We start from the raw sequence: 13964 nt of genomic DNA on the forward strand, positions 1-13964 counted from the left end.
TGCTCGCAGGCCGTGCGAGGGCGCGTCGAGGGGTTATCCGAGCGCCTCGTCGCAGGCGGCCCGCAGCCGCCGTACGCCCTCCGCGATCTCACCGGTGCCGGCGACGGCGGCGAAGCTGAGGCGCAGGTGGGCGGCCGGGGGCTCGGCGCTGAAGTACGGGCGGCCCGGGGTGACGGCCACGCCGGTGCGCAGGGCGGCCGCCACCAGCGCCGGTTCGTCGGTGCCGTCGGGCAGGCGCGGCCACAGGTGGTAGCCGCCGGACGGCACGTGCGCCAGGGTCAGTTCGGGCAGGTGCAGGGCGAGGGCGGAGGTCATCGCGTCCCGGCGGGCCGTCAACGCGGCGGAGACGGCCCGCAGATGGCGGGGCCAGGCGGGCGAGCCGACGAGTTCGAGCGCGGCCTCCTGCAGGGGGCGCGGCACGAAGAAGGTGTCGACGACCTGGATGGCCCGCAGCCGCTCCAGTACCGGGCCCCGGGCGGCCAGGGCGCTCACCCGGAAGCTCGGCGAGGTCGCCTTGGTGAGGGAGGAGACGTGGACGACGACACCGTCGGGGTCGTCGGCCGCCAGCGGGCGCGGCAGCGGCCCGGAGTCCTCGTGCACCAGCCGCCGCACGAAGTCGTCCTCGACGACGAACGCCCCGGCCTCGCGGGCGATGCGCAGCACCTCGGCGCGCCGCCCGGCCGCGAGGACGGCGCCGGTGGGGTTCTGGAAGAGGGGCTGGCAGACGAAGGCCGGGGCGCCGGTGGCCCGGAAGGCGTCGGCGAGGAGGGCCGGGCGGACACCGTCGGCGTCCACCGGGACCGGCACCGGGCGCAGTCCCGCGGCGCGGGCGATGGCGAGCATGCCGGGGTAGGTCGGCGATTCGACCAGGACGGGGGCGCCCGGCGGGGCGAGGGCGCGCAGGGCGGTGGTGAGCGCGGACTGCCCGCCGGAGGTGATCAGCACCTCGGCGGCCGTCACGGCGCCGCCGATGCCGCGCGCGAACCACTCCCGCAGCTCGGGCAGTCCCTCCATGGGCGGCCGGCCCCACGCCCCCGGGCGGCGGCCGGCCCGCGAGAGGGCGGCGGCCATCGCGCGCTCGGGCTGCAACGAGGGGTGCAGGTAGCCGCCGTTGAACTCGATCACGCCCGGCGGCGGCGCGGCCAGGGAGACCAGCACCCCGGAGGCGTCCACCGAGCGCGGCACGAGGTCGGCGGCGCCCTCCGCGCTGAGGGCGACCTCCTGCCAGGAGGTGTCCCCGGCCGGGGCGGGTGCCGTACGGGCCTGGGCGCGGAATGCTCCGGCGCCGGGGCGGGTGACCACCAGCCCCTCGGCGGCCAGCTGCGCCAGGGCGCGGGAGACGGTGACCGGGCTGACCCGGAACCGCTCGACCAGCGCCCGGCTGGACGGGAGCTTTCCACCTGGCGAGTAGCGGTCCAGCTCCCGCCGGAGCTGTTCCGCCAGTTCACCCACACTGCTACGCTCATGCATGAGAGCAGAGAGTAGCGCTACTGCGGACAGCGGGATAGCGGTCGACACATCGGCCTCCGGCAGGAGGCACCGGGGGACCCCGCCCGGCACCGGTGTGCGGGCGGCCGGTCCCGCCGCGGGAGGCGGACGGCCCGGCCGGGAGCCGGGAGCGGACCGCGCCGGTTTTGGGACCCTCCAGGCGGCGCTCGGCGTCGTCGCGTTCTCCCTCACCTTCCCCGCCACCGCGTGGGGCCTGGAGGGGTTCGGGCCCTGGTCGCTGGTCGCCGTGCGCAGCGTCCTCGCCGCGGTGATCGCGGGCGGCGCCCTGCTGGCGCTGCGGGTACCGCTGCCCGCCCGCCGCCACTGGCCGGGGCTGGCCGTCGTCGCCGCCGGGGTGGTCCTCGGTTTCCCGCTGCTGACCACGCTGGCACTGCAGACCTCGACCACCGCGCACGCCGCCGTCGTGGTGGGCCTGCTCCCGCTCACCACCGCGGTGTTCTCCGCGTTCCGGGTCGGCGCCCGGCCCTCCCGCACCTTCTGGTGCGCGGCCCTCGCGGGCGCGGCGGTGGTCCTGGCCTTCACCGTCCAGCAGAGCGGCGGCGCCCTGACCACCGCCGACCTGTACCTCTTCGCGGCGCTGCTGGTCTGCGCGGCGGGCTACACCGAGGGCGGCCGGCTGGCCCGGGTCATGCCGGGGTGGCACGTGATCGGCTGGGCGCTGGTGCTGTGCCTGCCCCTGACGGTGCCGGTGGCCGCCCTCGCGCTGGCGCAGGAGCCGGTGGACCTCACCGGCCACAGCGTGGCCGGGCTGCTGTGGGTCGCGGCCGGTTCGCAGTTCCTGGGGCTGGTCGTCTGGTACCGCGGCATGGGGGCCATCGGCATTCCCAAGGCCAGCCAGTTGCAGCTGGCCCAGCCCCTGCTCACACTGGTGTGGTCGGTGCTGCTGCTGGGCGAGCACCTGACGGTGGCCGCCCCGCTGACGGCCGCGGCGGTGCTGGTGTGCATCGCCGTCACACAGCGGGCCCGCGGCTGAGGGACGGCGTACGGCCCCCGTCCGCGGGGACCCGCGCCGCGGACCCCCAGGCCGCGGACCGCCGCTGCAACACCTCGTGAGGAGATCCCGATGCGCGCAACCGTGGGCGACCGGCTGGTCCAGCACGGCAGGGTGGTCGGCCAGCACGACAAGGTCGGCGAGATCGTCGAGGTCCTCGGCGACGAGGGCGGTCCCCCGTACCGCGTCCGGTTCGAGGACGGGCACGAGGGAGTGTGCTCGCCCGGGCCCGACACCGAGATCCGGCACCGGGAGACCACCACCGGTCCCTGATCCGGCGGCTCAGCGCGGAGGGTCGGCCGGCAGCCCGTAGTGGTCGGCCACCACCCTCGCCATCGCCCCGATCCGGTCGGCCGCCACGTCCCTGGCGGCGAAGTAGACGTGCCCGCGCACCGGGGCGTGCTGCGCCGCCAGCGTCAGGTGCCGGGACAGCTCGGCCGGCTGCTGCCAGGCCGCCGGCTGCGCCGGGTCGCCGGCCTTGTACAGCGCCTCCCCCACGTACAGCTGCGTCGAGCTGCCGCGCGCGACCTCCGCCCACCAGGGCACCAGCTTGGCGTAGTCGGCGGCGGCGAAGCCGATGTTCCAGTACAGCTGCGGGACGATGTAGTCGATCCAGCCCTCGCGCACCCAGGTCCGGGTGTCCGCGTACAGGTCGTCGTAGGTCTCCACCCCGGCCCGGGTGTCCGAACCCGCCGGATCGGTCGAGGCGTTGCGCCACACGCCGAAGGGGCTGATGCCGAACGCGGTCCCCGGCCGCAGCTCCCTGACCCGGTCCGCCGTCTCGCGCACCAGCAGGTCGATGTTGTCCCGCCGCCACGCGGCCCGGTCCGGGAAACCACCGCCGTGCTCCGCGTAGGCGTCGTCGTCGTCGAAGCTCTGGCCGGCCACCGGGTAGGGGTAGAAGTAGTCGTCGAAGTGGACGCCGTCCACGGGGTACCGGGCCACCGCGTCGAGCATCGCGTCCTCCACGAACGCGCGGACCTCGGGCATCCCCGGGTTGTAGAAGAGCTTCCCGCCGTACGTGACCACCCAGTCGGGGTTCTCCCGGGCCGGATGGGAGGCGGCGAGGCGACCGGGATCGGCGTGGGCGGCGATCCGGTACGGGTTGAACCAGGCGTGCAGCTTCAGGCCCCGGGCGTGGGCCTCCTCGACGGCCGTGCCCAGCGGGTCCCAGCCGGGGTCCTTGCCCTGCGTCCCGGTGAGGTACTGCGACCAGGGCTCATACGGCGAGGGCCACAGGGCGTCCGCGGTGGGCCGGACCTGGAAGAAGACGGTGTTGAGCCGGTTGCGGACGGCCGTGTCGAGGTGGGCGAGCAGCTCGGAGCGCTGCTGCGCGGCGCCGAGGCCGGGCTTGGACGGCCAGTCCCGGTTGGCCACGGTGGCCAGCCACACCCCCCGCATCTCGGTGGCCGGCGCCCCGCCCCTGCGGCCGGCGGCGGCCGACGCGGGAGGCATCATCGTGAAAGCCGACAGCGCCGCCACGGCGAACGCCCTGCGTGAGACTCGTCCCATGCGCATGCCCCAAAATGCCGCGGATCCGCACCGTCGCGGATCGCTCCGGGCCCAGCATGCCCGAACCTGAGCCGCCCCCCGCGATCGATCATCGATACTTGGCGGTAACGTGCACGAACGGAGCAGGCGCCGGGACCCGGCCGGCCTGCCGGTCGTGGATCAGCAGCGAAAGGGACGATGTGACGGACATCCCAGCGGGAGACATTGCACGCGTCGGAGTCGTGGGCTGCGGTCAGATGGGTGCGGGGATCGCCGAGGTGTGCGCCCGGGCCGGCCTGGACGTCATGGTCGCCGAGACCACCGGCGAAGCCCTGGAGATCGGCCGTACCCGGCTGTTCACCTCCCTGGCCAAGGCAGCCGAGCGCGGCAAGATCACCGAGGAGGAGCAGGAGGCCACCCTGGCCCGCCTGAGCTTCACCACGGACCTCGGCGAGTTCGCCGACCGTGACCTGGTGATCGAGGCCGTCGTGGAGAACGAGCAGGTCAAGACCGAGATCTTCCAGGTGCTGGACCAGGTCGTGACCCGGCCGGACGCCATCCTGGCCTCCAACACCTCCTCCATCCCGCTGGTGAAGCTGGCGGTGGCGACCTCGCGGCCCGACCAGGTCATCGGCATCCACTTCTTCAACCCCGCCCCGGTGCAGAAGCTCGTCGAGCTGATCCCCGCCCTCACCACCTCCGAGGGGACGATCAGCCGCGCCCAGCTGTTCACCGAGAAGCTGCTCGGCAAGCACGCGATCCGTGCCCAGGACCGGTCCGGCTTCGTGGTCAACGCACTGCTGATCCCCTACCTGCTCTCGGCCATCCGGATGTTCGAGACGGGCATCGCCAGCCGCGAGGACATCGACAACGGCATGGAGATGGGCTGCGCCCACCCCATGGGCCCGCTCAAGCTCTCCGACCTCATCGGCCTGGACACGGTCGCCTCGGTCGCGCAGTCGATGTACGAGGAGTACAAGGAGCCGCTGTACGCCGCTCCCCCGCTGCTGCAGCGCATGGTCGACGCGGGCCGCCTCGGCCGCAAGACGGGCTCGGGCTTCTACACCTACTCCTGACCCCCGTGCCCCGGCCCGCAGGCCGGTTACGGACGGTCAGATTTCGGCCATACAGCGGGCCCGGCACCTTGGTTGGTGCCGGGCCCGCGGCATTCACACACCGTGTGCGCGCCGGGCTCGCATATGCCCTCCGCACACTCTCCCCAGGCGCCCACCAGGCGAGTTGACTCCTCATGCGCATGCAAGGGATGTGAAGCGACTACGGAAAGGAGCGGAATCGTGACCGTCGATCCCGAGCATCCCGTCGTCCAGGGTGAACTCGCAGAGTTACGACGCCGCCTCGACGTGGCGTACGCGCGCGTCGAAGGCGGGCTGGCCCTGCTCAGTCACCGCACCGAGGAGACCGCCAAGGAGCTCGACGACCTCAACTCCCGGATCCACTCGCTCGAACACGCGCGCTGGCCGCTGCCGGCGGTCGCCGCGCTCACCTCCGTGGGTGCCCTCGTCGTGGCGGTCTGGCAGGCGTTCGGGCGCTAGGCCGCGCCGGGTCAGGGCAGCGTGTCGTGTCCGAGCCTGAGGTGGTGCAGCAGGAGTAACGCGGCCGCCATGTTGGCGGCCGGGACCTCGCCGCGGGCGACCATGTCGGGGACGAGTTTGAGGGGCACCCACTCCCGGCGGTCCGACTCGAAGTCGTCCACGGGGTGCCCGACGTACTCGCCCTCGTCGGCCCAGTACACGTGGTGCCGGGCGTCGGTGAGCCCGTTGGACGGCTCCACGCTCATCAGGTGGCGCAGGGGTCCCGGCCGCCAGCCGGTCTCCTCCTCCAGTTCCCGCGCGGCCGCCCGGGCGACGTCCTCGCCGTCCTCGACCACGCCCGCCGCGAGCTCCCACCCCCAGGTGTCGGTGATGAAGCGGTGCCGCCACAGCAGCAGCACCTCGTTGGCCTCGTTGACGACCGTGGCCACCGCGACCGGCCTCAGCCGTATGAGGAAGTGGTCCAGGTGCCGGCCGTCCGGCAGTTCCACATCGGCGAGATTGACGCTGAACCAGCGGTTCGCGTACACAGTTTGTTCGTTGTGTTTCGTCCACTGCACGGTTCTGCCACCTTCCATCGAGTAAGTGGCAATATCGCAGCAGGGACAGTCCGGCAGCAGGCGCACGGGAAGCGGCTCGGAGCGGCGCGGGCGGCCGCCGCACGGCTCTACAGCGGTACGCGCAGCGCCCCGTCGATCAGTTCGGCCGCCTCGGAGGTGCCGGCGCACCCGCTGCGGACCAGGTGCTCCCGGACCGCGCGCAGCCGGTCGCGCAGCCGCTGGGACTCCATGCCCCGGGCCTGCTCCGCCATCTGCACCGCGATGGCGACGGCCTTGTCGGCGTTGCCCTGGCGCAGCTCGATGGTGCTGAGCATGGCCAGCCGGTGCACCCGGCCGCGGTCGTGCGCCGGGTTGTCGACGGCGGCAGCGGCGTGCTCCCCGGCAGCCGCGATCTCCCCCAGGCTCAGCAGCGCCTCCGCCACCTGGACGTTGACGAGCCCCGGCTGGACATAGCCGGTCTCGTCCGGCTCGTGGCCGCGCCGGATGCGCTCGGCGGCCTGCTCGGCCCGCCGGATGCGGGCCAGGGCGCTCGTGCCGTCGCCCAGGTGCGCGTACGCCTTCGCCTGCATCGCGTACAGGTCGGAGGCGAGCGCCGGGGTGATGTGCGTGCCGGCGGCCCGCAGCGCGGCCTCCGCGAAGGCGACGGCCTGCCGGTACTCCCGCATGAACAGCGACTGGTTGACCAGCAGGGCGATGACGTACGCCCCGAGCCCGCGGTCGCCGCTCGCCTTCGCCAGCCGCAGCGCCTGGTGGAAGTAGCGCTGCGCCAGCCCGTGCGCGTCGGAGTCGTACGCGCAGATGCCGGCGACCGCCACCAGCCCGCCGGTGGCCCGGTGCAGCTGACGGCCCGTCTCGTCGGTGTAGCTGCCGCGCAGCAGCGGCGCGGCCTCGGAGTTGAGGAAGCCGACGATCCGGGCGCGCGTGGCGATGCCGCCGGCCTTGCGGTACATCTGCTCGTAGTGCGTGCGCGCGGCCCGCAGCATCTCCAGGTCGCCGGGGGTGACCCGGTGCCGGCCGCCGCGTGAGACGTCCACGTCCTCGGGCGGGTTCTCCCACTCCCACACCGGCATCACGGCCGGGGTGCCGGTGAGGGCGGGCGCGCCCAGGATGTGGGGCCGCTGCTGCTGGTCGGAGCGCCACAGCGCGGTGGCCCGCTCCACGAAGCCGGACAGCGAGCCGGTGTGCGGGGCGGACGGCTCGCCGGGCACACCGAGCCCGATGTCGTCGAGGGTGACCTGCCGCCGGAGCCGGCCGGCGAGCACCTCGCAGATGAGGTCGGGCACCTGGCCCCGGGGGCGCTGCCCCTTCAGCCAGCGCGCGACCGCGGTGTGTTCGTAACGCAGGGTCAGTCCCCGTGCTCGTCCGGCCTGGTTGACGTGGGCGGCCAGTCCCGCGTGGGAGATGCCGGCCTCGTCCAGGATCGCGTCGAGCAGAGTGTTGGGCTGCATGTGGGCCCCCCGTGTGGCTCGGTGCGGTCAGGTTAGTGGCTCCGGGTTCACACGGGGTGTGAACGGAGTACCCGAATCCGGGCTGTGTGCGCACTGTCGCTCTGCGTCGCGGACCGGTTGACTGAGTTGCCTCGAAAGAGGCCGGCCGGGCCGCCGGCTCCCCCTCGAAAAGTGCGGCGGCCCGCTTGAGCCGTCCGCCCCGCCGCCTGCCCGACACTCCGTGGCGGGGCGGGCGGCCTCGCCGGCGCCGCCCTCACCGCGGTGCCAGGGGCGCGTCGCCGGCGGCGGACGCGAGGTCGCCTGCGCCGCTCTCCCCGAGGGCTGCGTCCCGGCTGTTGGTGAGGATCAACAGGGCGATGTCGTCGGCCGGTTCGCCGCGGGTGTGGTGGTGCAGGGCGGTGACGACGCGGGTGAGGATCGCGCGGGGGGTGGGCGGTGCGTCCCGTGCCGCGCTCTCCAGCACGGTCTGCAGCGGGAAGAACCGGCCGCGGGCGTCCCGCGCGTCCTGGGCGCCGTCCGTGTACAGGAACAGCCCGTCGCCGGCGCGCAGCCGTCCGAGTCCGACGGTGGGCAGGTCGCTGTCCGGCAGCGGGAACAGCCCCAGGGGCGGGTACGGGTCACCCGCCGCGAGGTGCTCCACCCCGGTGCCCCTCAGCCGATAGGGCCAGGGATGGCCGCAGTTCAGGGCGAGCATCGCGCCGTCGGCCCGGATCTCCACGAGCAGCAGGGTCACGAACTCCTCGAGGTCGCCGGTGGGATGCTCCTGGCGCAGATGCCGCTCCAGGGCGCGCTCCAGCCGGCGCAGCACACCGCCGAGGTCCTTCTCGTCGTGCGCGGCCTCGCGGAAGCAGCCGAGCACGGCGGCGACGGTGCCCAGCGCGCCGATCCCGTGCCCGCGGACGTCGCCCATCACGGCCCGCACGCCGTACTCGGTGGCCGCGACCTCGTACAGGTCGCCGCCGATCGCCGCGCCGCGTTCGGCCGACACCTGGGCGGCGGCGACGTCCAGTCCGTCGACGTGGGACGGCGGCGGACGCAGCAGCGCGTTCTGCGCGGCGCCCGCCACCCGGCGCAGCTGCCGCAGCTCACGCGCCAGCGACCGCCGCACGTGGAGGATCAGCCCCGTGCCGACCGCGAAGAAGACGGCGCTGGTGAGGATGCGCGCCGGAAGAGAGGACTGCTGGGCGAGCGGACAGGCGAGCTTGTACGTGACGGCTGCCGCGCCCCACACCACCGGCAGTCCGAGGCAACGCACCCGGCCCCTGACGCGGATCATGCCGACGGCCCCCCATCAGGCCCCTGACACACGGAATCGGACCGGCCCGAAAAGGCCGGTCCGATTCTGTGGGACAGTCCGCCCGAAAAGACGGGATCACCGTGTCCAACCACTCAAAAGAGTGAGGTGACCGGTCCCTCGAGGGGCGGGGGACGGCGCGGCCGGCTCCGGCGAAGGCGCCGCCGCGCAGTCCCGCGGTGCCCTCAGCTGCGCAGCTCGGCCCCCACGCGCTCACCGGCGAGCGCGACGGCCGCGTCGCGGGCCGCGGACGCCTCGTCCACGGTCAGCGTGCGGTCGGCCGCGCGGAACCGCAGGGCGTAGGCGAGCGACTTGCGGCCCGCACCGAGCTGCTCGTCGTTCTCGTACACGTCGAACAGCCGGACGGACTCCAGGAGTTCACCGGCACCGTCGCGCAGCGCGGCCTCGACCTCGGCGGCCGGGACGGCCGTGTCGACGACCAGGGCGACGTCCTGCGTGGCGACCGGGAACGTGGAGATCCTGGGCGCCTGCACCGTGGAGTCACCGGCCGCCTGCACCGCGTCCAGGTCGATCTCCATCGCGCAGCTGCGTGCGGGCAGGCCGAGCGCCTTGACGACGCGGGGGTGCAGCTCGCCCGCGTGGCCGACGACCCGCTCGGCACCGTCCACGGTGACCGCCAGCTCGGCGCACCGGCCCGGGTGCCAGGGCCCGTACTGCCCCTTGCGGACGACCAGTTCGGCACCGGCCTCGCGGGCGACGGTCCGGGCCGCCTCCACCGCGTCGGCCCAGTCCGCCGGACGGCCCTTGCCCCACCAGCCGGCCTGCTCGCGCGCTCCGGTGAGGACCACGGCCGCGTGCCGCGGCTGCTCGGGCAGCGCGGCGTTCAGCTCGGCGAGCTCCGCGTCGGAGGGGCGGCGGTCGACGGGCAGGACGGTGGCGGTGCGCTGCTCCTCGCCCGGGAGGAAGACCAGGCCGGTCTCGAACAGGGCGAGGTCGTGCGAGCCGCGGCCGTCGTTGCGGCGCAGCGCGGCGAGCAGCCCCGGCAGCAGCGAGGTGCGCAGCGCGGGCTCCTCGTCGTTCAGCGGGTTGCTGAGCTTCACGACGCGGCGGGCCGGGTCGTCCGCCTCCAGGCCGAGCTGGTCGAAGACCTGCTCGCTGACGAAGGGGTAGTTCAGCGCCTCGACGTAGCCGGCGCCGGCCAGGGCCCTGCCGATGCGGCGGTGCAGCCGCTGCCGGGCCGTCAGGCCGAGGCCGGCCGGCGGCTTGGGCAGCGTGGAGGGCAGGTTCTCGTAGCCCTCCAGCCGGATGACCTCTTCGGCCAGGTCGTTCGGGTCGGTGAGGTCGGGCCGCCAGGACGGCGGGGTGACGACGAGCTCGTCCTGCCCGTACACGTCGCAGCCGATCTCCTGGAGCCGCCGGACGACCGTCTCGCGGCCGTAGACGACACCGGCGACCTTGTCCGGGTGGTCGGCGGGCAGGGTGATGGTGTGCGGGGCGCCCGGGGCGAGGACCTCGGTGACTCCGGCCTCGGCGGTGCCGCCGGCGAGCAGGACCAGCAGGTCGACGGTGCGCTGCGCGGCGGCAGCGGCGGCCTGCGGGTCGACGCCGCGCTCGAAGCGCCGGGACGCCTCGGACGACAGCTTGTGGCGGCGGGCGGTGCGCGCGATCGACACCGCGTCGAAGTGCGCGGCCTCGATGACCACGTCGGCGGTGGCGTTCTCCACGTCGTCGTGGTCGGCGATCTCCGTGTTCGCGCCGCCCATGACACCGGCCAGCCCGATCGGGCCGCGGTCGTCGGTGATCACCAGGTCGTCGGCGTCCAGCGTGCGCTCGACGCCGTCGAGGGTGGTGAGCTTCTCGCCCGGCTCGGCCCGGCGCACCCCGATGGTGCCCTGCACCAGGGAGCGGTCGTAGGCGTGCAGGGGCTGGCCCAGCTCCATCATCACGTAGTTCGTGACGTCGACGGCGAGCGAGATCGGGCGCATGCCGACCTTCTGCAGCCTGCGCCGGAGCCAGATCGGCGAGCGCGCCTCGGGGCTGAGGCCGGTCACCGTGCGGGCGGTGAAGCGGTCGCAGCCGGTGGGCTCGGAGACGCGCACCGGGTAGCCGTACGCGTTGGGCGCGGGCACGTCGATCAGGGCCGGGTCGCGCAGCGGCAGGCCGTAGGCGATGGCGGTCTCGCGGGCCACGCCGCGGATGGACAGGCAGTCGCCGCGGTTGGCGGTGACGGCGATGTCGAGGACCTCGTCGACCAGTTCCAGCAGCTCGACGGCGTCGCGGCCGACCTCGGTCTCCGGCGGGAGCACGATGATGCCCTTGGTGCCGTCGTCGCCCATGCCCAGCTCGTCGCTGGAGCAGATCATGCCGTGCGAGTTCCGGCCGTAGGTCTTGCGCGCGGAGATGGCGAAGCCGCCCGGCAGGGTGGCACCGGGCAGGACGACGACGACCTTGTCGCCGACGGCGAAGTTGCGGGCGCCGCAGACGATCTCCTGCGGCTCGCCCGTGCCGTTGGCCCGGCCGACGTCGACGGTGCAGAAGCGGATCGGCTTCTTGAAGCCCTCCAGCTCCTCGATGGTCAGCACCTGGCCGACCACGAGGGGGCCCTTGAGGTCGTGGCCGAGCTGCTCGACCGTCTCGACCTCCAGACCGGCCGAGATCAGCTTGGCCTGGACGTCACGGCCGGTCTCGGTGGCCGGCAGGTCGACGTACTCCCGCAGCCAGGAAAGCGGGACCCGCATCAGATCTCCATCCCGAACGGCCGGGTGAACCGGACGTCACCCTCGACCATGTCTCGCATGTCTTCGACGTTGTGGCGGAACATCAGCATCCGTTCGATGCCGAACCCGAAGGCGAATCCGCTGTACTTCTCGGGGTCGACGCCGCAGGCGCGCAGCACGCGCGGGTTGACCATGCCGCAGCCGCCGAGCTCGATCCAGCCCTCGGAGGAGCAGGTGCGGCAGGGGCGGTCCGGGTTGCCGACGGACGCGCCGCGGCAGACGTAGCAGACCATGTCCATCTCGGCGGACGGCTCGGTGAACGGGAAGAAGTTGGGCCGCAGCCGGGTCTTCATGCCCTCGCCGAACAGGGCCTTGACCATGTGGTCCAGCGTGCCCTTGAGGTCGGCCATGGTCAGGCCCTCGTCCACGGCGAGCAGCTCGACCTGGCGGAAGACCGGGGTGTGCGTGGCGTCCAGCTCGTCGGTGCGGTACACGACGCCGGGGCAGATCACGTAGACCGGCAGCTCGCGGTCGAGCAGCGAGCGGATCTGCACGGGCGAGGTGTGGGTGCGCAGGACGACGCCGGAGTCGGGGCCGCCGTCCGGGCCCTGCACGAAGAAGGTGTCCTGCTCGCCGCGGGCCGGGTGGTCGGGGCCGATGTTGAGGGCGTCGAAGTTGAACCACTCGGCCTCTGCCTCGGGTCCCTCGGCGACCTCGTAGCCCATGGCCACGAAGACGTCCTCGATGCGCTCCGACAGCGTGGTCAGCGGGTGGCGGGCACCGGCGGCGACACGGTCGTAGGGCAGGGTGACGTCCACCGCCTCCTCGACCAGCACGCGTGCGTCCCGGTCCGCCTCCAGCTCGGCCTGGCGGGCGGCGAGGCCCTTGTTGACGGCGCCGCGGGCCTGACCGACGCGCTTGCCGGCGTCGGCCTTGGCGTGCGGGGGCAGGGCGCCGATCTCGCGGTTGGCGAGGGCCAGCGGGGAGGTGCCGCCGGTGTGGGCGACCTTGGCCTCCTGGAGGGCTTCGAGGGAGTCCGCGGCGGCGAAGGCGGCGAGCGCCTCGTCCCGCATGCGCTCGATCTCTTCCGGTTTCAAGGCCTCGACCTCTACAGGGTCGTACGACTTATTCGGTGCCGACATCTCTTCCCGTGCTTCCGATTGGCTGGCTGAAGGTCCCCGTCACCGACTCATGGACGGCTCGTCACGGCTTTCGGGACACAAAGGTGCCAATGGCCGAGTCTAACGGGGTGGGGGCAGGCGAATGCGCCCGTGGTCCTCAGGCGAGATACGCCGGAGCCGCCACGGGCAACGTAAATCGGAACTCGGCCCCGGCGCCCGGGGCGCGGCCGACCGTGATCGTGCCGCCGTGGGCCTCGACGATGCCCTTGACGATGTAGAGCCCGAGGCCCGTGCCACCGCGCTTGCTGCCCCGCCAGAAGCGGGTGAAGACGCGGTTCATGGACTCCTCCGGGATGCCGGGCCCCTCGTCGCTCACCGTGACCGACGTGGCTGCGTTCTCGGCGTGCTCGCCCTCACGGGGGGACGCCGTGGCCGTGATGTCGATCGTGACAGTTCCCTCACCGTGGCGCACGGCATTTTCCAGCAGGTTGCTGAGGACCTGGTCGATCTTGTCGGGGTCGGCCCACAGATCGGGCAGCGGCTGCTGGACGCGCAGCAGGAACCGGTCGGCGGGCTGGCCGGAGGCGACGTGGGCCTGGATGTGGCGTCCGACGGCGGCGCCGATGTCGACGGGCTGGCGGCGCAGCTCCAGGCGGCCGGAGTCGATGCGCGAGATGTCGAGCAGCTCGGCGATCAGCCGGGTGACGCGGTCGGCGTCGGCGTCGACGGTCTCCAGCATCAGCCGCTTCTGGTCGTCGGTGAAGCGTTCCCACTTGGCGAGCAGGGTGGCGGTGAAGCCCTTGACCGAGGTCAGCGGGGAGCGCAGCTCGTGGGCGACGGTCGCGATCAGCTCCGCGTGGCTGCGCTCGGTGCGGCGGCGGGCCTCGGTGTCGCGCAAGGTGACCACCAGGCGCCGCAGGGGGCCGGTGGGCCGGCTGCGGACGTAGCGCGCGCGGACGAGGACCTCGCGCCCGCCGGGCAGCAGCAGGTTCCGCTCGGGCTGTCCCACGCGGATGGCCAGCCCGCCGTAGGGGTCGGTCAGCTGCCACCAGCGACGGCCCTCCAGGTCCTCCAGGGGCAGGGCCTTCTCCAGCGGCTGCCCGAGGGCGTCGCGGGCGCGCACGGCGGTGATGCGCTCGGCGGCGGCGTTGAAGCAGATGACGCGGCCCTGCTCGTCGGCGACGACGAGCCCGTCGGGCAGGTGGTCGGGATCGATCCCGAGGCCGCCGGGGTCACCGGTGGTCAGGGGCGCGGCGGGCGGGCTCCCGGCGCCCCGGGCCCCCGGTGCGCTGCTCGTGCCGACGCTCATCCCCGTCCCCCAC

Annotated in this window: 12 protein-coding genes; 4 read left to right on the top strand and 8 right to left on the bottom strand. The window is 73.6% G+C overall.

From position 1 onward, the window contains the following. Positions 1-33 precede the first annotated feature (33 nt). Positions 34-1470 (bottom strand): PLP-dependent aminotransferase family protein, encoded by a 1437-nt coding sequence (locus tag ACFYWG_RS30495; protein ID WP_385417318.1) that lies wholly within the window; start codon positions 1468-1470, stop codon positions 34-36. On the opposite strand from ACFYWG_RS30495, the gene ACFYWG_RS30500 reads away from it, so the two are divergent. Next, entirely contained in the window at positions 1469-2482 is a 1014-nt protein-coding gene (locus ACFYWG_RS30500) for a DMT family transporter (RefSeq protein ID WP_389204265.1), read from the top strand. The two genes, ACFYWG_RS30495 and ACFYWG_RS30500, sit on opposite strands and share 2 nt — an antisense overlap. Positions 2483-2572: 90 nt before the next feature. Then, entirely contained in the window at positions 2573-2773 is a 201-nt protein-coding gene (locus ACFYWG_RS30505; protein WP_376332630.1) for a DUF1918 domain-containing protein, read from the top strand. A 9-nt stretch (positions 2774-2782) separates the two neighbouring features. Here the strand turns inward: ACFYWG_RS30505 and ACFYWG_RS30510 are convergent, their stop codons facing one another. Next, on the bottom strand, positions 2783-4018 hold the full coding sequence (locus ACFYWG_RS30510; RefSeq protein WP_376332628.1) for a glycoside hydrolase family 10 protein: 1236 nt from the start codon (positions 4016-4018) through the stop codon (positions 2783-2785). Between the two features lie 173 nt (positions 4019-4191). On the opposite strand from ACFYWG_RS30510, the gene ACFYWG_RS30515 reads away from it, so the two are divergent. Together ACFYWG_RS30515 and ACFYWG_RS30520 are read left to right on the top strand one after the other, a co-directional pair. Continuing rightward, positions 4192-5067 (top strand): 3-hydroxybutyryl-CoA dehydrogenase, encoded by an 876-nt coding sequence (locus ACFYWG_RS30515; protein ID WP_333934523.1) that lies wholly within the window; start codon positions 4192-4194, stop codon positions 5065-5067. 219 nt (positions 5068-5286) lie between these two features. After that, positions 5287-5544, top strand: a complete 258-nt coding sequence (locus ACFYWG_RS30520) for a hypothetical protein (protein WP_383502006.1) — start codon at positions 5287-5289, stop codon at positions 5542-5544. An 11-nt stretch (positions 5545-5555) separates the two neighbouring features. On the opposite strand, the gene ACFYWG_RS30525 is transcribed toward ACFYWG_RS30520, so the two are convergent. From ACFYWG_RS30525 to ACFYWG_RS30550, 6 genes are all read right to left on the bottom strand, one after another. Beyond that, positions 5556-6101 carry an NUDIX hydrolase gene (locus tag ACFYWG_RS30525; RefSeq protein ID WP_376332624.1) on the bottom strand — a complete coding sequence of 182 codons (546 nt, stop codon included), beginning with the start codon at positions 6099-6101 and terminating at the stop codon, positions 5556-5558. A gap of 107 nt (positions 6102-6208) precedes the next feature. Further along, positions 6209-7549: a transcriptional regulator gene (locus ACFYWG_RS30530; protein ID WP_376332622.1), complete on the bottom strand. Its 1341-nt coding sequence runs from the start codon at positions 7547-7549 to the stop codon at positions 6209-6211. A gap of 253 nt (positions 7550-7802) precedes the next feature. Further along, positions 7803-8825 carry a PP2C family protein-serine/threonine phosphatase gene (locus tag ACFYWG_RS30535; RefSeq protein WP_389204266.1) on the bottom strand — a complete coding sequence of 341 codons (1023 nt, stop codon included), beginning with the start codon at positions 8823-8825 and terminating at the stop codon, positions 7803-7805. 203 nt (positions 8826-9028) lie between these two features. Beyond that, a complete protein-coding gene (gene pheT, locus ACFYWG_RS30540; RefSeq protein WP_389204267.1) occupies positions 9029-11542 on the bottom strand; it encodes a phenylalanine--tRNA ligase subunit beta in 2514 nt (837 codons plus the stop codon). Continuing rightward, entirely contained in the window at positions 11542-12663 is a 1122-nt protein-coding gene (pheS, locus tag ACFYWG_RS30545) for a phenylalanine--tRNA ligase subunit alpha (RefSeq protein WP_389204268.1), read from the bottom strand. The genes pheT and pheS overlap by 1 nt, the downstream gene beginning before the upstream one ends. Before the next feature lie 136 nt (positions 12664-12799). Continuing rightward, on the bottom strand, positions 12800-13951 hold the full coding sequence (locus ACFYWG_RS30550) for an ATP-binding protein (protein WP_383501995.1): 1152 nt from the start codon (positions 13949-13951) through the stop codon (positions 12800-12802). Positions 13952-13964 lie beyond the last annotated feature (13 nt).

The sequence above is a fragment of the Streptomyces sp. NPDC003456 genome, from assembly GCF_042878735.1.
Taxonomy (GTDB): domain Bacteria; phylum Actinomycetota; class Actinomycetes; order Streptomycetales; family Streptomycetaceae; genus Streptomyces.